The organism is Rossellomorea vietnamensis (assembly GCF_001305855.1).
Classification (GTDB): domain Bacteria; phylum Bacillota; class Bacilli; order Bacillales; family Bacillaceae_B; genus Rossellomorea; species Rossellomorea vietnamensis_A.
In genome coordinates, this window is sequence record NZ_LIXZ01000003.1 from 107,543 (window position 1) to 129,058 (window position 21,516).

Sequence of the window (21,516 nt, forward strand, 5' to 3'; positions counted from 1 at the left end):
TTTTTTGTATCTCTTGGAGGGACGGACCTCAAAAATCACACCTATTTACGGGATAAACCCTGTCATATCAATCTTTATGGATAAAAAGCAGAGGTCCGTCCCTCGGTTTCTTTCCATTTTCAAAAAAGCCTGGAAAATGGTACTATTTTACTATACAATGAAACCTGTTCAAAATTACCTAATATGGAGGTGAATAACATGTCAATTTACGGTTTATTGGTTCTTGTCCACATTATTGCAGCGGTCGCCGGCCTTGGCGCAAGCTTTTCGATGCCTGTCGTGATGAGAACACCTGAAACGTCACATCAGGCGAAATTCTCATTAGATCTCAGTGAAAAAATCGAAACCTTTGCAAAAGTGGGCAGTATTGTACTACTTATTACCGGCCTGATTATGGGTATCATCAACCCATATCTATTCAAAGCCGGCTGGTATATTGCTTCCATCGTGATTTACATCGGTGTCCAGTTCATCGTTGCCGGTATCATGCCAAAAAAAGTAAAGCAGATGGCCGAAATCATCCACAACCACGAAGGTGAAGATGTTCCTGAATCTTACGGAAAAATCAACTCAGAATTAAAGCCATACAACATCATTATACATAGTGCCGCTATTATTCTTATTATCTTAATGTCTATCAAACCGTTTTGATCTGAGTTTCCAGCCTGCTTTTAGTGCAGGCTGGTTTTTTTATGTAAAGTCGCCGTTATTTTTTCCATTATATGTATTTTGACGCATATACTCTTATAAACGACGCAATTCCGTGCAGAATGACGCAATCACCCATAAAAATGACGCAATAAATTCTAAATCGATGATTTCTCTCTTATTTCCCCTGACCAAAAGCCCAGTTTCCACTTGAGCCTCCCGTTTAGGCTATCCCTTTTTCCAAAACTCCCCCTTTTCACTACTCCTTCCCCATTCATATTGAATCTCACCGTCATGTTATTCCCCATCTATCATAAAATAGTGTATAAAAGGGGGGATTGGATGAAGGTATTTCGTGCTCGCCTTTCAGACCTGGAAGGCCTTGTGGAACTTTTTAATGATTATCGCATGTTTTACCATCAGAAATCGGATACGCTTGGAGCGAGAAAGTATCTCGAAGACCGTCTGTCACATGATGAATCTGTGATCTTTGTCGCCATTCACGATGATGAATATGTAGGATTCACCCAGCTGTATCCTTCTTTCTCCTCCGTTTATATGGAACGGATCTGGAAGCTGAATGACCTTTATGTTTCCAAAAAGGCTCGCAGACTGGGTGCCGGACAGATGTTACTAGACGCTGCGAAGGAACATGCGATGCAAACCAATGCAAAGTCGGTCATTTTGGAAACGGACTGGGACAATGTCCATGCGCAGGCATTGTATGAGAAGAATGGTTATATAAAAGAGGAAACGGTTTATCACTATACTCTTCCACTGAGCTGAAAAATCAATAAAAAAAGAACCGGGGATAATAAAGCCACCCCGGTTCTTTCTATGCCGTTGCTTCTTTAGATGAAATATTTCCTACACTTTCTTTGTTTGATGTTTTAATTCGTGGTACAGGAATGAAATAACTGCTTAATGGAATGTACTGAATAAGTCGGATCAATCCTACACAAATTAATAATACTGCGACAAATGTTATTGGCAGATATATCATGTCCCATGTTGAAGATGGTAAATAAAATTTCATCAAGTGAAGAACAAAGGGATGGATTAAATAAATCCCCATTGAATACTTTCCTAATAACGTCAGAGGCTTTTTCAGAAAGTTCCACTTGGAAAGTAAAGGATACATCCCAATAGTCCCAATGCTCAGTAGAGGTATATTCAGTAAATTACTTGGTCTCCTGTTCGTAAGGTCTCCATTGATTGAATACTCTATAATTGCTCCTGCCGTTAAGAGTAATGATAAGGTTAGCATCTTCCAGGGGAAGTCAGTTGCAAAATCTCTGATATCCTCCCAGAAGAATGCCAACAATCCACCGAATGAAAAATAGAAAATCCATAACGGCATGAACGATTTACTTGCCATGAAATTGCCGATAAACCCTTCAATTCCGGGATTAAAACCTATCATTTGATAACTGATAAAGAATGAGATAACAGTTAAAACAACCAATCCCATTTTTGTTCTAAAAACTTTTTGCAGAATCGGAAAGATAAAATAAAATTGAACAATAATGGCAATAAAATAGAGATGATAGAAGTGATCGCCTGTAAAGATCTTTACAATTTCTGTTTTTATCGATCCAATCTGTTGGTTATCAAAATAATAGAGCAAGAATCGATAAACCAAGCTCCATAATATTAATGGCATAATAATCTTTGATATTCGGGAAGTAACAAACTTACTTAAGGAATACGTGTTTCTTTTTACTTGGTAGAATAAGAGAAACCCGGCAATTACTACAAAAATAGGCGTTCCAAATCGCCCTACTTGGTTTAGAAAATATGAAAACCAATTAAACGTATTATCGTTCATTGAGTAATAAGTAGCTGACACGTGAACTCCCAATACAGCTAAACAAGCAAATGCTCTTAAAAAATGGATTTCAAAAAGATATTTTTTCTTTTGTGTTGAACTAGATGACATAGGCCCTCTCCTCTCTTACTATCGATATCATAGGTAATTGTAATAGAATCAAGCTTGAAAATCCCTGAGCGAACTTAAAAAGGAACTTTAGTTCTAAATTCATTTTGAATACTTTCATACCACCATCTGCTTAAAAAATCCTCAGAAGTAGGAGAAAATCTATCCACCTAAAGAATGCTATATTTTTACATACAAAAAAATAAGAACAATGACTTACACGGTATATTAGCCATTTTTCAACAAATAGCGACCAATTTCAACATCAACTTAATTGAATAAGAGGAGATAAATGGATACAAAGTATTATTCACCCTAAAAAAAGGACCGCTTGAACAATTCAAGCAGTCCTTATCTAAATCCAAAACCCCCTGCACCGGTCCCTTCCACATCGATTCCCCTGGCACTTAACCCTCGTCTGCAGCTGCATGTATTGATGGAAGAGAAAAGCATGCCGTCCCTTCTGAGTATGGGGATTGATTTCCCCCTCCAGTTTCTTCATGAACATCCGGTCACACTCACATGTCGGGCCGTATCGCTCATAACATAGGTCATGGGCTTTACATGCAACGTCCACCGAATTGACGGGTGCACCCGGTCCGCTGCATCCCGGACCGCACCACTTATATTCCGGGAAAATACATAGTTTCGGTTTGCCGTTATTTCTCATTGAATTCATCCTCTCCATTCATGCTAAGCACATTTGTACGTTTTATTTCTCACCAAAAGGGAAATACATCTTATGAAAGAAATTTACACTACTACACTGTATGTAATCGCAAGAGGTCAGGTTTGTCCTAACGCCTATTTGACAAGTAAGAAAAAACATAGGAGGAATGAATAATGGCTTTTCAATTAAAAGATAAGGTACCAAATTTCACGCTCCCTGCAGTTTCAGGTGAAACTTTCTCATTTGAGGACCATCAGAAAGAACATCAAAGCTGGCATCTCATCGTCTTCTTCAGAGGGTCATGGTGCCCTGTATGTCAGGAAGAATTAAGGGAGCTTCAAGCGAACAAAGAATACTTCGAAAAACAGAATGTGCATTTGCTCACGATTTCAAGTGACAAAATGGCCGATCTACAGGAGTTTGCCAACAAAGAAGATCTGACTTTCCCTGTACTGGCCGACGAAAATTTAGAAGCGATCAAAGCATATGACGTCTTCTACCATGGTGAAGATGCTCCGTATGAAGATCACGGACAGCATGGTGAACCGGCTTACTTCCTTGTGAATGAAAAAGGACAAGCCATGTACCAGCAAAGACAAACGAGTCCATTCGGCCGTCCCCATGCCAATGAACTTCGTAAGATCGTAAAATACATCCAAAAAAATGTGAAGTAAGAGAAATAGAAAGCCTGGTTGACAGAGTAGTCAACCAGGCTTTTTTTCATGTCAGGGCAAGCTTCAGGCTTTTCTGAGCTTCCACTACTGTATGAGGCTGCTTTTCATGGTAGCCGTAAAGAAGTAAAACCATGTTCGTATAAACCGCTTTGAATCTGGCGTAGTCCAATTCTTCCTCCCCAACCTCTCCATATTCTTTTAAAAATTGAGTCCTTCCTTTTGGAGTGAGAAAGCTGTAGATCAGATTTAAATCAATGGCCCGGTGACCAAGATGGACATCCCCCCAATCAAGGACCCCTGAAAGGAGACCCTCTTTGTCTACCACGATGTTCTTAAAGTGAAGGTCGCCATGTACCAATGCGATTTCCTCGGGCAAAGCCTTACCCGGTAAGTTCTGAAGAAACCTCTCTAGTTTTTCCATTGGATGAAAAAGGTTGAGATCTTTGATTTCTTCCTTGTTTTTTTCCAAAATGGAGTACCGCTTTGCAACATCCAATCGGGAAAGCTCGTCATAAGGTACTCCACGTTTTTTTGCTTCCGCCACACTCGTTCCGTGAAGCTTTTTAAGAAACCGTGCCATGGCAATGGCAGACTCCCCCTCTCTCTCGACAGACGCTGCACGTGACGGAATCTTTCCGTCTACAAAACGGTAGCCGAGAAACGGCCATTTGTAGAGAGACGAAGGTTTACCGTAATAAACAGGAACCGGAATATGAAGATCCGGGGCGCTTTTTTCAAGGAGTGGCAGGAGCACTCCTTCCGTTTGCAAAAGTCTTACAGCGATTTCTCTCCTCGGAAACCGAAAAACCCATTTGTTATTTACTGCCATGACCGTATTGTCAAAACCATAATCCAAAATTTTGGTGTCAGCAGGGATCAACTCCGGGAACTGGGACTCAATCAATTTCTTAGCCTGATTGGAGGTGACAGCTATTTCTGCATCCCATAGATTTGGCACATTTATCACTCCTTTCTCAAGGGTTATTCTTTGTAGAATCTAAACTTAATGTGATAAGTTTCAAGTAATCGGAAAAAATGAATATAGTCAAATTTCAAGGAGGAATCATTATGCTGCCTGAAACACAGAAACAAATTCAATTAGTATCCCGCCCTGAAGGAATGCCTGTGAAAGAGGACTTCCTTTACAAGGATGTCGAAGTACCAAAGCCATCCAAAGGGGAAGTATTGGTAAAGACTCTTTATCTTTCCGTGGATCCTTACATGCGCGGCAGAATGTCTGATGCCAAGTCCTACGTTGCTCCTTTCCAATTAAACGAAGCGCTCTCCGGCGGAGTCGTTGGAGAAATTGTGGAATCACAGTCTGAGCACTTCCAGAAAGGGGATTTCGTAGTCGGCATGCTTCCGTGGCAGGAGTATTCCCTTGCCAATGAAAAAGAGGTCCGCTCCATCGATCCCGATGTCGCCCCGATTTCTACACACTTAAGTATCCTCGGGATGACTGGATTGACGGCATATTTCGGACTGACGGACATCGGCCAGCCGAAAGAAGGCGAAACCGTGGTCGTATCCGGAGCTGCAGGTGCAGTAGGATCAGTGGTTGGACAAATCGCCAAGATCAAAGGCGCCCGTGTTGTCGGGATTGCAGGATCAGAAGAAAAAGTCAGCTATCTGACGGATACCCTCGGGTTTGACGAAGGAATCAATTATAAAACGACGGACAATATTTACAAAACGTTAAAAGAAGCATGTCCAAACGGCATTGATGTGTACTTTGAAAATGTCGGAGGTGAAATCGGTGACGCTGCCCTTAGTTTACTAAACAAACATGCACGTATACCAGTATGCGGCGCGATTTCTTCGTATAATAAGACAGACCGTGACCTTGGACCGCGTGTTCAATCGAAACTGATCAAATCCAGCGCACTCATGAAAGGCTTTGTCGTCAACGACTATAGTGACCGCTTCAAAGAAGGCGCAACCGAGCTTGGTCAGTGGCTATCACAAGGAAAACTGCAATACGAAGAAACGATCACAGAAGGCCTCGACAACGTAACAGACGCCTTCCTCGGACTCTTCCAAGGAAAAAACATCGGCAAACAACTCGTCAAAATCGCCGACCCAAGTAAATAACCTTTTTGAGGGACGGACCTCCATATTCTCACCCAAAACCCTGATATATCAACATTCAGGTATGTGTGAAGGAAGTCCGTCCCTCTTTTGTTGCACATCCTTATGTTTACTCCTCCCCATTGGACGGGAAAAGAGGAAGATATGTGATTAATAGATCTGGAGGAGGAGTAATGGTGAAGAAGTATCGGTTATATGTGAATGGTGAGTTTGTTGATAGTACGTCAAATGAGACGATGGATGTCATTAATCCTGCGAATGAGGAGACGATTTCTTCCATCCCGTTAGGCACTGAAGAGGATGTCAATCAGGCAATCGAATCAGCCCATACGGCATTTCTGTCGTGGAGTAAGGTTCCATCGAAGGAACGGGCTTCTTATTTGTATAAAATAGCTGACAAATTGGAAGAGCGGAAAGAGCAATTTGTTCAGATGCTGACGGAAGAAAACGGCAAGACATTGGATGCCTCTGAAGGCGAGCTGGATGTTGCCATCGAGTATTTCCGCTACATGGCGGGTTGGGCGCTTCGTTATGAAGGAGAAATCCTTGAGAGTGAACGGTCTAACGAGAACATACTGGTTTACAAAAAACCGATCGGCGTTGTCTCAGGAATCGTTCCCTGGAACTTCCCGATGTTCATCCTGGCGAGAAAAGTGGCACCGGCGATTGTGACAGGCTGTACCATTGTCCTGAAACCCAGTCAGTACACACCGAACACTGCTTGTGAATTTGCTAAGATCGCAGATGAAGTGGGACTGCCTAAAGGAGTCTTCAATCTTGTGACAGGGAAAGGATCGGATATCGGGACTCCGATGTCGAGCCACCCTAAAGTGCGCATGGTGTCCATGACGGGAAGTTACCCTGCAGGTTCAAAAGTGATGGAAGCCGCATCTAAATCGATCACGAAAGTAAACCTGGAACTCGGCGGTAAGGCTCCGGCCATCGTCACAAAGCATGCCAATATTGACCTGGCCGTTGAAAAGATCAAGACATCCAGGATCACAAACTCCGGGCAGGCATGTACGAATGCCGAACGGGTATATGTACATGAGGATGTGGCAGAAGAATTCATCAGTAAAATGACCGAAGCAATGAGAAACACTACTGTCGGAGATCCAACAAACCGCGATAACGAGATCGGTCCCCTTGTGAATAAAGACCGCCTTGAGACCGTTACGGAAATGGTCGACACTGCCGTCGAAAGCGGGGCAAGGGTCCTTACGGGCGGAAAGCCGGTTAACATTGAGAAAGGCTTCTACTATGAGCCTACCATTCTTGTCGATGTGAAGCAGGAGATGGACATCATCCAGGAAGAAATCTTCGGACCGGTACTGCCGATTATGACCTACAAGGATTTTGACGAAGTGATTGAGCTTGCGAACGATACAGAATATGGTCTTTCGTCTTCTATTTTCAGTGAGAACCTCCATGAAATCATGAGGGCCGCAAACGAGCTTCGTTACGGGGAAACCTTCGTCAATCGTGAAAACTTCGAGGCCATCAATGGATTCCATGCCGGCCGCGGTCAATCGGGAATCGGTGGAGCAGACGGAAAACACGGACTGAATGAATACCTTGAAACACATGTTGTTTATCTCGAATATGATGAAAACTACAAAGGTTAATAGAACGAAAAGCCTGACCGCTATCAATGTGATAGCGGTCAGGCTTTTTATCTTGATACATTTCCCCAACAAAAAAAGCCCTGCGCTTTTCAGGACTTTTTAATATGAAGTATTTGATAGGCTTAAGAGATGATAAAGAAATTCGCTAAAGCAATTAATAATAGAATAATAGCAACACCTGAACTCATCCAAAGAATATCGTTAAAATCCATTTTTAAATCAGCTATTTTATCTTTATTTAGCAACGTACTTCACTCCCTTGAAAATTTTCAATAAAGCCGATGACTTTAAACAGGGACAGGTCCATTTTAGGATTGGTCGATGTAGAGCAATTCGAGCACTCTATCTGGTTTACATTCATCGTCGAACGGAACTCATTCGAACAACGCGTACACTTCAGTATATGTAAATCCTTTGTCTTTCCCTTCCGATCAAATTGAATACGCTCTCTACCCTGGTTAATATAGCTCATCATTTTCTCTCCCGTCGAATGTTATTTAGTACATATTTACCCGGTGTAAAGAACATAAAACATGATTTATCTGATTTCTTGCAGAAAATACATGTTGAGGAACATTGTAGCTTTTTACCCAGAGGGCAAAATCAAATTCCCTTTTTTTACAAAATAGTGTTTAAACACCTCCTCAACCGTTTATATGAAAAGTAATGATTCTATAAGGAGGAGTTCCATGTCTTTAAAGAAAACCATAAGTGTGTTGGAAAATTTATACTTACAGAAGCCGGACAAATTATTGACGATCTACTTAAATACCGACCGCAGCGACCCTGATCAGCAGGGTGGGGAGTGGAAAATCGCCCTTAAGAATGGATTCAACCGACTCGAAGAATATCTTGAAAGCGCTCCGGAGGAAAAGGAAAGACTCCAAACGATCCGTCCGAAAGTGGAGAACTACGTGCATAGCCTGGAACGTGAATTGCCTCGGAGTTTCATCATTTTCGCATCTGCTGACAGTGGGATCTGGGAAACGTTCGAACTTCAGGTACCTGTGGAAACGAATTTCTACTGGGAGGAAAATCCTCATCTTGACCAACTGAAGGCTCTGCATAAAGAATATCCTTATACGGGTCTCGTGCTTCTTCAACAAAATCAAATCAAAATTCTTACTTCTGCATTCAGAGAAATTCAGTCCAGCGAGTTCATGGAATTCGATTTGGAAACCGATGACTGGCGTAAGCATGAAGGACCGCATCATGCAGATGTAAGCATGGGAAGCGGCGGCGGAAAAGCCAACCAGCAGGAGGAATTCGAAAGCCGATTGAAAGCCAATCAGCAGCGTTGGTGGAAAAGTCTCGGCAGCATCCTCGACAAAAAAGCAGCCGATGAAAAATGGGAACGAATCGTTCTCGTTGGCGATAAGGAAGAAGCCGCTGTATTGGAAGAAAATATGAATAAAGAAGTTCATGAAACCATCGGAAAAAACCTCTTGAATGAGAATGAGCATAAAGTTGTGGAGAAAATCCTGGCATAACCATAGTGTCCACCGTCCTTTCAGCTGGACGGTGGATTTTGTATGAAGAGAATCTCTGCCGTTCTATAGAATCTGGCACCTCCCCCAACATCCAGGCAAATCAATAATCTACCACAAAACAGGCACATACCCCCCTTTCCTTCATACACTGAGATAAGGAGGTGTGTGTCCGTGCTTTCACGTATAAAATGGTTATCGTTTTCAATTGAATTATTTCTTGCTGTCCCCATCTTTGGGAATATCGCCGGAGAATCCATTCCTTTTCTCCTCTGTTTAATAGCTCTGTGGCATGCGAGCGTATTGTATATTTCAAGGTCGGAAGATCAGCCGATTCTCGGCAGTATCCTTGGAATACTTGCTTCCTTCCTGAACTTCTTCCCGATTATCCGATTGATTGCCCATGCAATCACTGCAATTGTCCTTATCTTTGAAATTCAGAAGGCCCCCGGGATGGAATGACCACGTAAAAAGGATGATTCTCGAAATGAGAACCATCCTTTTTTTATGTTTTACTGAAGCATTCCGCCGGCGTTCTCGTATCTCGCATTGAACTCCTGCAGGAATTGATTCGTGATGCGATCGTCATGGATGATGAGCATATTTTCATCATTCACATTATTTCCGTTTTCACTCCAGTTGGTCGACCCCACAATGACCGTTGGATCACTGTCTGTGTCCGCGTCGATAAGCATCGTTTTGGCATGAAGCTTGCGACTCTCATTGGCTGCGTACACCGGTGCAGGATTCGCCCAGCGTGTGTTTGGATTATTCGTGCTCGTCTGAGTGGCCGTTCTTCCCGTCATTTCAATGCTCGCTGACCACCATTGATTCCAGAAGCTTGGATCGAATACACCTTTTACGTCAAAACCTGTCGGCATTCCCTGATTATCCACATAGCTTCCTTCCCATTTGTTCTTCAATTCGTCCACCAATGCCTGATCGCTCCAGGCGAATATGGTGAAGTACGCATTCTCGTCCGCTTCTGTTTTCACCAGTTCCGTCATGCGCCCGACAGCGTCATCACCTGATGAGAAATAGATTTCTACCGTATCACCACCGACTGTAAGAGAATGAGGCGTGTTATCGATTTTACGGGTGCTGAAATTTGAAACGGTATTATCAGGGGTTGTTGTCCCGCTTCCCCACATTTCTTCAAATTCTGTTTTATAAATAGAGGCAAGCTCAGGTGAATGGACCTCTACGACATGCTGCTGATTTCCGTCAAGAATTCCTTGTTCCATGTTTTCTTCTGAGCCATAAAGTCCTGTTACTGTATAGTTCCAGCTGCCTGTGAAGACCCACTCACCGTCAATCACAGCAAATTTATTGTGCATCTGATTTCCGGGAGAATAATAGCTGTCTGTGTCTTTGTATTCTCCTTCAACAAACATATAGCCTGTTGTCGCCGTATTTCCCACTGTCACGTTCCGCTGAGGGAAATCATTATAGCTTGCCGGTAAATTAAACGTCGCACGCTTCGTTTCATCTTCTACGACAAACATAGGCGAATCCGATAAAATATGGGCATCGTCTCCTGTCCCGACTACTCCATCCTTACCGCGGACAAGCTTCTCCAAGTTTAAACGCATCGTTTCATAGCGTTCTGCGTAGTGGGGATCAGTCCCGTCCTTCGCGTCTGCCAGGATTCGTACATCCACCCCTTGAGAGGCTTTTTCCATTAACGCCTCTACCACCCGTGGCAGATTAATTTCATACGTGGCAAAATCAATGGATGCAGCCGCTGCATTCAGCCGTTTCAATAATCGATCCTCGAGATTGACATTGTAGTTTGCTTCATTCCCCGGCATAGCGTATTGAGTCGATGCACTCTTGTTGAAATATACGTTGATCGCGCCAAGCTCCTCGCTCACATTCGTAAGGGATTCACTCCCGTTACCCGTCGGTGCTGCGGCATTAGCCGCTTTAGGTGTCCCGAATCCACCTTCGTATGAAGTGGTTGCCGTACTCCAATTCGTTGATACGGTTCCACTGACAGATGGATCGATCCTCGACATCGTCGCTTTCGTCGAATTGTCGCCTGCATACCACCCGTTTACTTCATCAATGATGGTACCCGAAGCATCCTTCAAATACAGAATTTCATCTGAATTCCCAAGGCTTCCTGTATATACTTGATCAGCTGTAACGCCTGAAATCGTGCTGTCGCTCGTTCTTTCCAGCAAAAAATAATCCTGTGCTGCAACTGTTCCGCTTAAGGCAATGCTCGGTGAACCGTCCTCGGCTTCAAGTTTCCAACCATCAAGGGCAAGATCCGTTGAAGTGGGATTGTGCAATTCCATCCATTCATTATTATAAGAACCCGTCGTTCCCATCCACGCAACTTCATTAATGACGGCTGTCTGTGTGGCAGCTTCCACCTTCTTATTTCCACCCTGTGGCTGAATCCATCCTCCCGTCAGTAAAAACAGGATACTGATAATCGATAAAGAAACCTTTTTTGTCTTCATACCCTTTCCCCTTTCAGAATGCATATAGATTAAAATGATTACAGTACAAGTATATTTTGTCGCATTTTGTAATGTAAGGGGAGGATGGACATTATTTTTCTAATCATTTTGTAAATTTTGTAGATTCAGTGTAAACCGCCATTTCTATATTCCTACTAGTTTTACTTTATTTACTATTATATTTGGTTTATAGGAAGGAAAACCTTTAGTTAATAGGGAGGAATCTTATATAGGTATAAAAGCTTACAAAAAAAACAGCAGAGTCTTCATACTCTGCTGTTTACAATTCAATTTCCCAATCCTCCCTCATTGCCAAATAAAGAAGGAAAAGTGTGTTTTCAAGCTCTTCATAGGTCTTCCCATCCATATCGATTCCAAGTTTCGGGAACAGGATATCGGCCAATTTTTTGCTTAAATGATTTCGTTCTGAAAGGGGCAGCTGCCGGAAGCGATTCGCGTACGTCCTGACCAGGTTCCATTCTTTTGTATCGAGCTGCTTCAACGTCCACTCTTCAACTGACAGATCTTCTTGTCTAAGGCCACGTTCCCGGATTTCTTTTTCGATGGCTTTCTCTTTCTTCTTTCCTTTCACCCGCCGTTCGTGTACGACGATGGTTCCTGCGACGATGTCACCCAGTCGTTTATGCTTGGAGTGAAGGAAGATCATGATCATCCCGAGAAAATAGGAGACGGGGAGCATGTCGATGATCCTCATTAGATTACGGATAAAGCAGGATAAAAGTGTCACACTATGACCATTCTCCTGCATAACGCGTATCCCCAGCATCCGTTTGCCCACTGTTTTCCCTCCCCAGAAGTACTCCAGTGCGAAGAAATATCCCCAGTTAATGACGAAGATGGTGATCAAGACGAACCCAAGGAGAACTGAGTTGAAATCGAACATATTCAATTTCAGATTATCGTCTGCGAGGACGAAAAACAGGAACACCACAATCGAAATGTTAATGATGGTCAAGATGATTTGATCAATCATAAGGGCTGCGGCACGGCTGCCCAGGCCCGCAGGCTGAAATTTCAGGGAAACATATTCGGGCGTCCTGATATCGACCTGTTCTTCATGCATATCAATTCCCTCCTTTTGGTTGAATTTACCTTTAATGGTTTCTATTTTTTTCTAAACTTACTATAATAAGAGATAAGAAATCAAATGAACGAGTAGGTGTCACGATGAAAGTGAAGCAGTTTGTCAAACAGCACCGGGATGATTGGAAGGCTCTTGAGGATCTCATCGGAACGTTGCGAAAAAGAAAGAATATGACGGGAACGTCCATCGATCAGTTCAATCGCCTCTATCAAAAGGCTGCCCAGAATTTATCGTACAGCCAGACCTATTTCCCCGAAGAAGAAGTGACAGATTATTTAAACGGACTCGTGTCGAAATCTCATAATCTCTTTTATAAAGATCAGATCACGAGTGGAAAGCAAATCCGGCATTTTTTCTCCACGACGTTTATCGGTCTCCTTCTAGATCAATGGAAATTCGTTGTCCTGGCAATGGCATTGTTTACGGTCGGTGCTCTGGGTGCCTTTCTCTCCGTTCTGAATGATCCCCTGCACCTTTATTCCATCCTCCCCCCTGAAATGTCTCAGGGAGTGGATCCCGGGAATCTGGGGAAAAGTGACGGTGAGGTAAATTCTTCCATCATGTCGGCCGCCATCATGACCAATAATATCAAAGTTGCCTTCCTTGCTTTTGCAGGCGGAGTCACATTCGGCTTAATGACAATGTATATGCTTGTATATAACGGCATCATTGTCGGTGCCCTTGCCGCCGTCTTCTGGCATCAGGGAATGAGCTACGAATTCTGGGCATATATCGTCCCCCACGGCATGATTGAGCTTACGGCCATTTTCATTGCCGGTGGTGCAGGATTGTTGATGGGTTATAAGCTTTTCGTACCCGGACGCTTCACACGGGGATATCAATTGAAGGAGCAGGCGAAACGATCCGTCCAGCTCCTCCTTGGTACGATCCCGCTATTTGTCATCGCGGGGCTCATCGAAGGCTTCATCACACCGGCCGCGATCTCACTTCCTGCCAAGTACATGGTCGCTCTGTTGACGATTGCCGGACTGATTCTCTATATGGCCATCGGGAAGCTCCGACTCAGCAGGCTAAACTAACCCTCGATTCATCAGATCAATATAGTACGAAACAGCCGTCGTTGCCAGTTTCTCTTCACGGGCCTCTACCATAAGGAGGCCCTGTTTTTCCCACTTTGACTTCTCCCTCTTTTTGACGAGCATCTGTTTCTGGGCCATACTCTTCATCATCGCCTGTATCTCGTCAACCGGCTCAGACTTTATCCTCTTCACCAACAGTTCATCTTCGATCCCGATCATTAAGAAGAGATGCTGCCTGCGCAGGCGCTGCAAATAATAGAGAGCATTATCTTCATGGAGAAATGTGTGGATATCGCTGAATAATAGCAGCAGACTCCGTTTCTTCTGGACCGTCTGGACGTAATGGAGGACGGCAGCATAATTGGATTCCGCCGCGTCCACCTCGAGATTATAAATGCGGTGGAGGATGGTCTGGAGATGGGCCATCCCTTTGGCAGGCGGGATGTACACCTTCACATTCTTACTGAATGCGAGGACCGATACATAGTCGCCATTCTGAAGGGCAGCCGCCGTAACGGTCAGGGCTGCTTCAAGGGACTTCTCCAGCCGATTCCCTTTCTTCAGCTCCGCCCCCATCATCCGGCCGCAGTCAATGAGAATCGTAATATACTTTCCATGCTCGGGCTCATATTCATTCGTCATCACTTCTCTTAGCTTTGCTGTCTGACGCCAGTTGATCTTTCTGGGATCATCACCTACTACGTAATTCCTGATCTTCGAAAACTCCCCGGCCCCACTCTGCAGCTTCCGGATTTTCACCCCTTCATACAGTAAAAACCGCTGGGCATCTTCCAGTACCTTTCTCGTTTCAGTCAGATCGGGGATGACTTTCACCTTATCCATCGTTTCCACCGTTTTTTGTTTCTCCCATAAACCAAGAGAGCTCCGGTAGCGGAAATAGAGCCTGGTTAATTGATAATCCCCCCGTACAGGGGTTACCACATCATAAGAGGGCTTTACGGTTGAATGACCGGCAAGCTCCCCTTCAAGTGGAAACGTCACTTGGAAATTTTGCGGTGTCCCGTCCAAAAGACGATACGACATATTCCGATCCGATGTGTTATGGATCGTTAATTCAACCGTATAATCAAGACCTCTTTCCATTTGGTCAGGGATGCTCCGCTTCACTTCAACCCTCTTTTTAGAAGGTGAGAACGTCAAGTCAATGAGACTCAAACCAAGAAACAATGCATTCAATATAAAGATCCATGTCCATGACAACCCAACGAGCGTGCCTGCTAAAAGGACAGCTGAAAAACACAGATAGATGACCAACAGCCGCCCAGTCGGCAGGATCCCCTTATCTTGGAACAGTAATCGACCCAATAAGCTCCTGGATGACTTGGTCAATGGTCAGTCCCTCCAATTCTACGTGCGGGGATAGCTGGATGCGATGTCTGAGAGCTGGTCTTGCCACCATCTTGATATCATCAGGGGTGACATAGTCCCTCCCTGAAAGATAGGCCCATGACCTGCCCGCCTTCCCGATCGAAATGGCCGCCCGTGTACTTGCTCCGAAGCGGATCGTCTCCGTTTCCCGGGTTTTCCTGACGATTTGCATGATATAATCCAAAACCGCGTCGCTCAGCGTGACATCCTCGATTTCCTTCCTGATGGATAAAAAGGTTTCAATATCGAGGACTGTCCCCACTTCACTGCGGTCAACATGATTCTCGATCACCTGTTTTAAAACGGACTTCTCTTCTTCAAATGAAGGGAAATCAATATCGAGCTTGAACAGGAAGCGGTCCTGCTGAGCTTCGGGAAGTGGGTAGGTTCCTTCGAATTCAATCGGATTCTGGGTTGCCACCACAAAGAATACCTCTTCTAGCGGGTATGTCGATCCTTGGATCGTTACCTGCTTTTCTTCCATGGCTTCAAGGAGCGCTGCCTGAGTCTTCGCCGGTGTCCTGTTAATTTCATCGGCTAATAGGACGTTGGTGAAAATCGGTCCCTTAATCGTCTGGAAAGTGCTGTCCTTCATGTTATAAATCGTACTTCCGGTTATGTCACTCGGCAGCAGGTCCGGGGTGAATTGAATCCGGTTAAAGCTTCCTCCAAGCAAACGGGACAATGTCTTCACCATTTGAGTCTTCCCGGTGCCCGGGACTCCTTCGATCAATACATGTCCTCCTGCAAGAATCGAAGACAGTAAGAGTTTAAGATTCGTCCCCTGTCCTACGATGCGCTCTTCAAATATCTCCATTAAGGATGTGATTTCTGGTTTCAACGATCCTCCACCTCTTTCCTGAGTAATTCTATTCTTTTTGACCACATGACATATTCCTGTTTACTGATTCTCTCTTTATTCAGCACACCTTTTATCCCCATTAAAAAGGATGCGATTTCCTTTTCGGAAACGGTGCGGAGTCTCCGTTCCAACGGTTCTTTCAAGTCTTCCCACTCTTTACTTGTCGGGATCCCCCATCGTTCCTGGAACAGGAGTCTGACATAATCAGACTGGATCAGAAGGGAAGCTTTGTACTGTTTCCCTTTTAAGTACCACGCTGAAAGGGCCTTGATTCGTTCATTGCTGAACCGGACCATCTCCTCCCGGGGGACAAGGATGCCCCCGAACCGTTTCCCCAGCATCCAAAGCCCGAGTAAGGTGAAGATTGCTAATTGAAGGAGCAGGAGCAATAGCCATTGCGGGTACAGTGTCGCAAGGGATGCCCCGCTTTCTCCTCCGTGGAGGTATTCATCAAACAGGATGGTCCCATCGTCCGCCCCACCTTCTCTTAACAAAAGAAGAATCAGAGAAAGATGATCCTTCTCAAGGATCATCCCATTCGTCATCCAGGCAGGTGTGGTGGAAACAATGAGTTGACCCTGACCCACGTCAGTACTGTAGGCGATTGTTCCATCCACATCATCCAGGAGGATCGTATCTCCCGCGTCTTCTTCAAGGCGGACGCCGGATAAAATATCGGTTTTATATGTATTTCCTTCTCCGTCACGCACAAGGGGTAGCAGTGGATCGTCCCCGATCACTTCCGTCTTGATATCGAACATCCCTTTTGGATTATCCTTCAGAAGGAGGATGGTATTGCCCCGCCTCATGAAATCCTCATACTCTTCCATTTCTTCCTGATCCGGGACTGTAAACGGCTCCGCCATGATCAGAAGCTGGCCGGATTCTTTTTTGGACAACCGGTCAGGTGAAAGGGACCAGCTAGAAATGGCATCCCCTTCGTTTTCCAAATAGGTGTAAAGGGCCTTTATCCCGGTTGGCGAGGGAGATTCTGATACATAGGCCGGATACTCCTTCAGCTTTTCCGGAGAAAGAAAGACTCCGATCACGATGAATGCACCTAGAATCCCCACCAGGGGGATCCACCTTTTTATCGTTAACTTCAATGCCCGATCCTACCTCCTTTCACTTACTCTGTCCTTCTATGAATCTCCGTTTTCCAACCAGCCGCGGGCTTCCTCCTTATAGTGGAGATACTCCTCTTTCTCCACTTCACGTTCACCATACGCAACCTCGTCGAATAGCAGGGCAAGCCGGTAGAATCGATCCGCCCACCTTTGATTCACTTTACGCAGTTCATCGTAATACTCCCAGTTCGTCTTCCACACTCGTGCCTCGAGATACTCCCTTTCATGAAAGTACAGAAGCAGTGCAAGGAACATGTGACGGGTGGCTCTCGTATAATCCTCAAGGGTTTCCTGCTTACGGGCTTCCTCGAGATGTCTTGTATAGGACCACTCCATCTCGTTCATGGATTGAAGGGGCTTGTTCGAGCGGAACCTGCGTCTTCTCACCCCGTTACGCACCGCATTAAATGCTATGACGAGAAGAATGCCCACAACGAGGACAATGAGGGTAATCAGGATACCCGATGCGGCCCCGCCTGTCGGTTCAAGAGAAGGGTTAATATTCCCGAGCAGGTCCCGGATCCATTCCTTTGCCTTTTCCCACATACCCGAGAGCCACCCCTGATTATCCCCAAGGTAGGCTTTGTATTCTTCCCCTTCCAGGATTTCTTCGAGTTGATCCCTTGCTCTGTTTTCATTCAACACTTTCTTCACCTAGCTTTCAGATCAAGGGCCCGGAATCCCGGGCCAGACTGGATACTTCCTTGGTTATATCGTATGGTAGTCATCGATCATTTCATTTAAATCATCCGCGTCATGTCTTGTTTTCAAGTCAAAGAACATCACTCCGAAACCAACAGCGAACAACATGGTCGTAAATAATGTCACCACATTGAGGATCATCCCGTATAAAACACTATTTCCCAATACGAGTCCGAACGTCAATTCAAATGCTGTACTGACGATCCCAATGATCAGGCCGAATACAATATACAATCCAATGATGGTGAATGCACGCTTTTTCGTCAGTCTCCAGCTTCTCCCAAGTCCCGGTGCATCATGCTCAATGGCCGCGGCTCCAAGGTAAAAGCTCCAACGGGTTAAGAGGTAAGCCACTACAGCCGCAACGAGGAGGAACAAGACGATGATGGTAATGATCACCCCAACCCCCGTATCGAACAAAGCAGCACTGAATACCCCTGCGATTCCGATGGTGAAAACAGGGACAAAGATGAACCCAAACACGATCAATCCAAACAGGATACTGCTTCCGATGATCGGCCAAAAACGGGAGAATCCCTCTTTGATGACTAACTTGACCGAGTAGTCTTCATTTTTCCTCATATGATTCAAAGTGAATAATATCGCCGCTTGTGCAATCGGTGACAGAATCATTGTGATAAGACCGATCAGTGCCGTGCCGAGTTCCGCTCCCACATTCACTGCCGGTCCTTCCTCTGCTGAAAACTCTCCTGAAAAACTGTTGACAATTCCATCGAACCAGGTTTCCCCTGACCCTGTCGTTCTAAAAAAACTGACTCCCGAAGCCAGTTCAATGAGAGCCTGCAATAAATAGACAGGTCCCAATAATATAAGAACAATCAGGAAAAAATCTTTAAAATGGTTTTTACTCAATCTAAATGTATGATCCAGTATTTCACCGAATCTTTTCGGCTTACTAAATTGTGCGTTCACGTTCTAATCCCCCTACTGCTTATTTTTCAAAATTTTACAATATATCGCTTATTTTAACATTATTCCTCCTTCAGTTGATGAAATATTTGTCATTTTTCTGCACATATTTCCTGACAGCATCGTATTTCCATTCATATGGTTCCATTTTCATTTAATGCTCTTTGCTTTCTTCTTTCTATACGAAAAAGTGACCCAAAAAGTTTTCTTTTTGAGTCACTTTCTTATATTATTTCACGAGATCATGTTTAAAAGCATAGATGACAGCCTGGGTGCGGTCCTGCACACCGAGCTTGGAGAGGATGTTGCTCACGTGGGTTTTCACTGTTTTCAGGGCGATGAATAATTCATCGGCGATTTCCTGATTCGTTTTTCCCTGCGTCATGAGAAGGAGAATTTCAAGCTCCCGGTTCGTCAATTCCTCATGGGGGTGGGAAACAGTCTTCTGCCTCATCCGTGTCATCATCTTCCCCGTCACTTCGGGTTCGAGTATCGACTGCCCGTTATGGGTTTTACGAACCGCTTCAGCGATTTCACTTGCTTTGGATGTTTTCAGCATATAACTGACGGCCCCTGCTTCAAGGGCTGGATACACCTTATCATCGTCCAGGAAGCTTGTCACAATGATGATTTTCGCATCCGGCCACTCCTGGATGATTTCTTTCGTCGCCTGTATGCCATCCATTTCCTTCATCACAAGGTCCATCAGGATGATATCCGGCCTCAGTTCAAAGGCCAGTTGTACGCCTTCTTTCCCGTCTGACGCTTCCCCTACGACATCGATATCCGCCTGGGCCGACAGATAAGAAGACACCCCGATCCTCACCATTTCATGATCATCGACAAATACTACTTTAATCATTCTTTTCACCTTCATTCTCCACAACGGGAACTTTCACTTCCAAGCGCGTCCCCTTATTTGGCACACTGATGACTTTAAACGTCCCACCGATTTCAATGGCCCGTTCCCTCATATTTTGAAGGCCATACGAGCTCGTGACCTTCGATTCATTCACATCAAATCCAAGGCCATCGTCCACCACTCGTAAGATGATGATGGATTCCCTTTTAATGAGGCGGATGTCGAGGGAAGTGGCCTTGGCATGCCGGAGTGTGTTTGAAACCGACTCCTGCAAAATCCGGAACAAATGATCCTCAATTCCTTTATCAAGACTCATGTCTTCGATTTTCCATTCGATATCAAGAGGAACCTTTTGAGCTAATTCGACCAACAGCTCCTTCATTCCTTCTTGAAGATTCTTTCCTTTTAACGCCACAGGGCGAAGGTGGAGAAGGAGCGCCCTCATTTCAAGCTGCGACTGATGGATCATCTGCTCGACCATTCCAAGCTGCTTCTCTTCATGGGGAGTGCGGCCAGCCGATGGGGTCTCCGTGATGGCAGACATGAGCATCGATGCTGCGAACAGCTGCTGACTGACCGAGTCATGCAATTCCCTCGCCAAACGATTCCGCTCCTGAGATACGATTTCCTGTATCCTTTTTTCCTGCTCCTCGGCTTTTTCACTGGCAAGTTTCTGGGAGTACCGGGCTTGATCGGTGAGATGCTTCCCTAGGGCATCGACCTTTTTCCACACCTGCTGCACTTCGGAGGTGGCCGTTTCAGGGATTGTGATTGTCCGCCCTTGTTCCACGTGATGGAGGGCATCTTCCATTTCCCGCAGCTGCCGCTTATCCTTCAAGCCGCCCCGGATGCCGAAAACAATCCCGATCACAATGCTGAAAACGAGAATGAATCCTGCCCCAGGTATATCCATGATTTCTACTTCCCATAAAAGGGACCAATCCTGTAACGGGTATAAATAAAAGAAGGAAAAGGATAAAAACAGCACCATGACAAGGGAAAAGAGGATACCTGCAACGACCTGCTTACTGACCGTACTCATATTCTCTTCACCTCAAGATCCCCGATCCACATGGAGGTGAAGATCTTCACACGCTGGACCGCTTCATCGTATCCCGGTGTCTGATAATAGAGGGACTGGTTGATCGCTTTCGGCTCCACTTGATCAAAAATCTCAATCGATCCTGCGAGGACCGAGTGATGCACACTCACTTCCACGTCGTACGGGATCAGAATCTCGATATTCCCCAGTATATTCCGGATGGATACAACGGAAGTACCCTTTGGGAGAACGGTATTCCCTATATCGATGACCGAGTCCCCGATGACGCCCTGGATATTGATATCATGCCATTCATACACATCATCCGGCGTCCGCTTTGGACCGAACCATTCATTCTGAAGAGCGGACCTTTTCATGATGAGCGGTTCCTGTGTCTGGGTGAATGTTTCCTTAATGGACGGCGTGATGTATTTCGGATGTTTCTTCGAATCGGCAAAACGTACAATGATAAATAGAAGAATTCCGAATAACAAAAACTTAAACGCGACTGTGTTGAAAATATTGATGGCTAAACTGATGATCCCGAACCACAGCAGAATCTTTCCCGACGTCCTCGGCAGTTTCTTTCGTCCGATATAAATGCAGAAAGCCGCTATTGATAGAAAGACGAGAACCCCCCCATCATAAAAGGAGACTTCCAGCAGTATAAGTAATGTCCCGATTAAAATGATCCAACTGATTCCGTCAGAACGTAAGCGATTCAACATGGGGGTCCCTCCTTTCCGGTTATGTATTTCAGCATTGATCAGTGCTTTTAAAGATTTTCCGACAACCGGCTCATATCCTATGATAAAACGGGGTGAACCCATAATGGGCTCCCCCTTTTTTATTGTTATC

The 21,516-nt window shown here is 44.8% G+C and carries 23 protein-coding genes; 8 read left to right on the forward strand and 15 right to left on the reverse strand.

The window, feature by feature from the left end; genetic code table 11:
- Window positions 1-198 precede the first annotated feature (198 nt).
- Window positions 199-651, forward strand: a complete 453-nt coding sequence (locus AM506_RS05245) for a DUF2269 family protein (protein WP_060671444.1) — start codon at window positions 199-201, stop codon at window positions 649-651.
- A 339-nt stretch (window positions 652-990) separates the two neighbouring features.
- Complete coding sequence (locus AM506_RS05250) at window positions 991-1,434, forward strand: GNAT family N-acetyltransferase (protein ID WP_060671445.1); 444 nt, start codon at window positions 991-993, stop codon at window positions 1,432-1,434.
- Between the two features lie 49 nt (window positions 1,435-1,483).
- Here the strand turns inward: AM506_RS05250 and AM506_RS05255 are convergent, their stop codons facing one another.
- Together AM506_RS05255 and AM506_RS05260 are read right to left on the reverse strand one after the other, a co-directional pair.
- Window positions 1,484-2,587 carry an acyltransferase gene (locus AM506_RS05255; RefSeq protein WP_060671446.1) on the reverse strand — a complete coding sequence of 368 codons (1,104 nt, stop codon included), beginning with the start codon at window positions 2,585-2,587 and terminating at the stop codon, window positions 1,484-1,486.
- Between the two features lie 352 nt (window positions 2,588-2,939).
- On the reverse strand, window positions 2,940-3,254 hold the full coding sequence (locus AM506_RS05260; protein ID WP_060671447.1) for a hypothetical protein: 315 nt from the start codon (window positions 3,252-3,254) through the stop codon (window positions 2,940-2,942).
- Window positions 3,255-3,424: 170 nt separating this feature from the next.
- Here AM506_RS05260 and AM506_RS05265 point away from each other — a divergent pair, with 170 nt between their 5' ends.
- Window positions 3,425-3,928, forward strand: coding sequence for a peroxiredoxin family protein (locus AM506_RS05265; RefSeq protein WP_060671448.1), 504 nt, complete (start codon window positions 3,425-3,427; stop codon window positions 3,926-3,928).
- Between the two features lie 46 nt (window positions 3,929-3,974).
- On the opposite strand, the gene AM506_RS05270 is transcribed toward AM506_RS05265, so the two are convergent.
- A complete protein-coding gene (locus AM506_RS05270) occupies window positions 3,975-4,886 on the reverse strand; it encodes a phosphotransferase (RefSeq protein ID WP_060671449.1) in 912 nt (303 codons plus the stop codon).
- Between the two features lie 110 nt (window positions 4,887-4,996).
- Here AM506_RS05270 and AM506_RS05275 point away from each other — a divergent pair, with 110 nt between their 5' ends.
- Both AM506_RS05275 and aldA read left to right on the forward strand, forming a co-directional pair.
- On the forward strand, window positions 4,997-6,019 hold the full coding sequence (locus AM506_RS05275) for an NADP-dependent oxidoreductase (RefSeq protein WP_060671450.1): 1,023 nt from the start codon (window positions 4,997-4,999) through the stop codon (window positions 6,017-6,019).
- 170 nt (window positions 6,020-6,189) lie between these two features.
- Window positions 6,190-7,641 carry an aldehyde dehydrogenase gene (aldA, locus tag AM506_RS05280; protein ID WP_082386247.1) on the forward strand — a complete coding sequence of 484 codons (1,452 nt, stop codon included), beginning with the start codon at window positions 6,190-6,192 and terminating at the stop codon, window positions 7,639-7,641.
- Window positions 7,642-7,763: 122 nt separating this feature from the next.
- Here aldA and AM506_RS23270 read toward each other — a convergent pair whose 3' ends face one another.
- Both AM506_RS23270 and AM506_RS22665 read right to left on the reverse strand, forming a co-directional pair.
- Window positions 7,764-7,886: a hypothetical protein gene (locus AM506_RS23270; RefSeq protein ID WP_268788377.1), complete on the reverse strand. Its 123-nt coding sequence runs from the start codon at window positions 7,884-7,886 to the stop codon at window positions 7,764-7,766.
- Complete coding sequence (locus AM506_RS22665; protein ID WP_060671451.1) at window positions 7,880-8,113, reverse strand: hypothetical protein; 234 nt, start codon at window positions 8,111-8,113, stop codon at window positions 7,880-7,882. The genes AM506_RS23270 and AM506_RS22665 overlap by 7 nt, the downstream gene beginning before the upstream one ends.
- A 217-nt stretch (window positions 8,114-8,330) precedes the next feature.
- Here AM506_RS22665 and AM506_RS05290 point away from each other — a divergent pair, with 217 nt between their 5' ends.
- Entirely contained in the window at window positions 8,331-9,131 is an 801-nt protein-coding gene (locus AM506_RS05290; protein WP_060671452.1) for a VLRF1 family aeRF1-type release factor, read from the forward strand.
- A 171-nt stretch (window positions 9,132-9,302) separates the two neighbouring features.
- Entirely contained in the window at window positions 9,303-9,590 is a 288-nt protein-coding gene (locus AM506_RS05295) for a hypothetical protein (protein WP_060671453.1), read from the forward strand.
- Between the two features lie 50 nt (window positions 9,591-9,640).
- Here AM506_RS05295 and AM506_RS05300 read toward each other — a convergent pair whose 3' ends face one another.
- Together AM506_RS05300 and AM506_RS05305 are read right to left on the reverse strand one after the other, a co-directional pair.
- On the reverse strand, window positions 9,641-11,599 hold the full coding sequence (locus AM506_RS05300; protein WP_060671454.1) for a phospholipase D-like domain-containing protein: 1,959 nt from the start codon (window positions 11,597-11,599) through the stop codon (window positions 9,641-9,643).
- Between the two features lie 280 nt (window positions 11,600-11,879).
- Window positions 11,880-12,683: an RDD family protein gene (locus AM506_RS05305; protein ID WP_060671455.1), complete on the reverse strand. Its 804-nt coding sequence runs from the start codon at window positions 12,681-12,683 to the stop codon at window positions 11,880-11,882.
- A 104-nt stretch (window positions 12,684-12,787) separates the two neighbouring features.
- On the opposite strand from AM506_RS05305, the gene AM506_RS05310 reads away from it, so the two are divergent.
- Window positions 12,788-13,744 (forward strand): stage II sporulation protein M, encoded by a 957-nt coding sequence (locus AM506_RS05310; RefSeq protein ID WP_060671456.1) that lies wholly within the window; start codon window positions 12,788-12,790, stop codon window positions 13,742-13,744.
- On the opposite strand, the gene AM506_RS05315 is transcribed toward AM506_RS05310, so the two are convergent.
- The 8 genes from AM506_RS05315 to liaF form a co-directional block, all read right to left on the reverse strand.
- Entirely contained in the window at window positions 13,736-15,094 is a 1,359-nt protein-coding gene (locus AM506_RS05315) for a DUF58 domain-containing protein (RefSeq protein WP_235576045.1), read from the reverse strand. The genes AM506_RS05310 and AM506_RS05315 overlap by 9 nt on opposite strands.
- The gene (locus AM506_RS05320; protein ID WP_060671457.1) at window positions 15,045-15,974 is read right to left on the reverse strand and encodes an AAA family ATPase; all 930 of its coding nucleotides are present in this window, start codon (window positions 15,972-15,974) and stop codon (window positions 15,045-15,047) included. Before AM506_RS05320 ends, AM506_RS05315 begins: the two co-directional genes overlap by 50 nt.
- Window positions 15,971-17,101 (reverse strand): DUF4350 domain-containing protein, encoded by a 1,131-nt coding sequence (locus AM506_RS05325; RefSeq protein WP_060671458.1) that lies wholly within the window; start codon window positions 17,099-17,101, stop codon window positions 15,971-15,973. The genes AM506_RS05320 and AM506_RS05325 overlap by 4 nt, the downstream gene beginning before the upstream one ends.
- Window positions 17,102-17,137: 36 nt before the next feature.
- The gene (locus AM506_RS05330) at window positions 17,138-17,767 is read right to left on the reverse strand and encodes a DUF4129 domain-containing protein (protein ID WP_060671459.1); all 630 of its coding nucleotides are present in this window, start codon (window positions 17,765-17,767) and stop codon (window positions 17,138-17,140) included.
- 63 nt (window positions 17,768-17,830) lie between these two features.
- A complete protein-coding gene (locus AM506_RS05335; RefSeq protein ID WP_060671460.1) occupies window positions 17,831-18,757 on the reverse strand; it encodes a hypothetical protein in 927 nt (308 codons plus the stop codon).
- A gap of 226 nt (window positions 18,758-18,983) precedes the next feature.
- Window positions 18,984-19,616, reverse strand: a complete 633-nt coding sequence (locus AM506_RS05340) for a response regulator transcription factor (RefSeq protein WP_060671619.1) — start codon at window positions 19,614-19,616, stop codon at window positions 18,984-18,986.
- Window positions 19,609-20,658: a sensor histidine kinase gene (locus tag AM506_RS05345; RefSeq protein WP_060671461.1), complete on the reverse strand. Its 1,050-nt coding sequence runs from the start codon at window positions 20,656-20,658 to the stop codon at window positions 19,609-19,611. Before AM506_RS05345 ends, AM506_RS05340 begins: the two co-directional genes overlap by 8 nt.
- The gene (gene liaF / locus AM506_RS05350; RefSeq protein WP_235576046.1) at window positions 20,655-21,488 is read right to left on the reverse strand and encodes a cell wall-active antibiotics response protein LiaF; all 834 of its coding nucleotides are present in this window, start codon (window positions 21,486-21,488) and stop codon (window positions 20,655-20,657) included. Before liaF ends, AM506_RS05345 begins: the two co-directional genes overlap by 4 nt.
- Between the last annotated feature and the right edge of the window lie 28 nt (window positions 21,489-21,516).

Excerpts from the sequence above, each read along its gene's own strand:
- AM506_RS05245 (WP_060671444.1), top strand. The coding sequence starts at position 199 with ATGTCAATTTACGGTTTATTGGTTCTTGTCCACATTATTGCAGCGGTC.
- AM506_RS05250 (WP_060671445.1), top strand. The coding sequence starts at position 991 with ATGAAGGTATTTCGTGCTCGCCTTTCAGACCTGGAAGGCCTTGTGGAA.
- AM506_RS05255 (WP_060671446.1), bottom strand. The coding sequence starts at position 2,587 with ATGTCATCTAGTTCAACACAAAAGAAAAAATATCTTTTTGAAATCCAT.
- AM506_RS05260 (WP_060671447.1), bottom strand. The coding sequence starts at position 3,254 with ATGAGAAATAACGGCAAACCGAAACTATGTATTTTCCCGGAATATAAG.
- AM506_RS05275 (WP_060671450.1), top strand. The coding sequence starts at position 4,997 with ATGCTGCCTGAAACACAGAAACAAATTCAATTAGTATCCCGCCCTGAA.
- aldA (WP_082386247.1), top strand. The coding sequence starts at position 6,190 with ATGGTGAAGAAGTATCGGTTATATGTGAATGGTGAGTTTGTTGATAGT.
- AM506_RS22665 (WP_060671451.1), bottom strand. The coding sequence starts at position 8,113 with ATGAGCTATATTAACCAGGGTAGAGAGCGTATTCAATTTGATCGGAAG.
- AM506_RS05290 (WP_060671452.1), top strand. The coding sequence starts at position 8,331 with ATGTCTTTAAAGAAAACCATAAGTGTGTTGGAAAATTTATACTTACAG.
- AM506_RS05300 (WP_060671454.1), bottom strand. The coding sequence starts at position 11,599 with ATGAAGACAAAAAAGGTTTCTTTATCGATTATCAGTATCCTGTTTTTA.
- AM506_RS05305 (WP_060671455.1), bottom strand. The coding sequence starts at position 12,683 with ATGCATGAAGAACAGGTCGATATCAGGACGCCCGAATATGTTTCCCTG.
- AM506_RS05310 (WP_060671456.1), top strand. The coding sequence starts at position 12,788 with ATGAAAGTGAAGCAGTTTGTCAAACAGCACCGGGATGATTGGAAGGCT.
- AM506_RS05340 (WP_060671619.1), bottom strand. The coding sequence starts at position 19,616 with ATGATTAAAGTAGTATTTGTCGATGATCATGAAATGGTGAGGATCGGG.
- AM506_RS05345 (WP_060671461.1), bottom strand. The coding sequence starts at position 20,658 with ATGAGTACGGTCAGTAAGCAGGTCGTTGCAGGTATCCTCTTTTCCCTT.
- liaF (WP_235576046.1), bottom strand. The coding sequence starts at position 21,488 with ATGGGTTCACCCCGTTTTATCATAGGATATGAGCCGGTTGTCGGAAAA.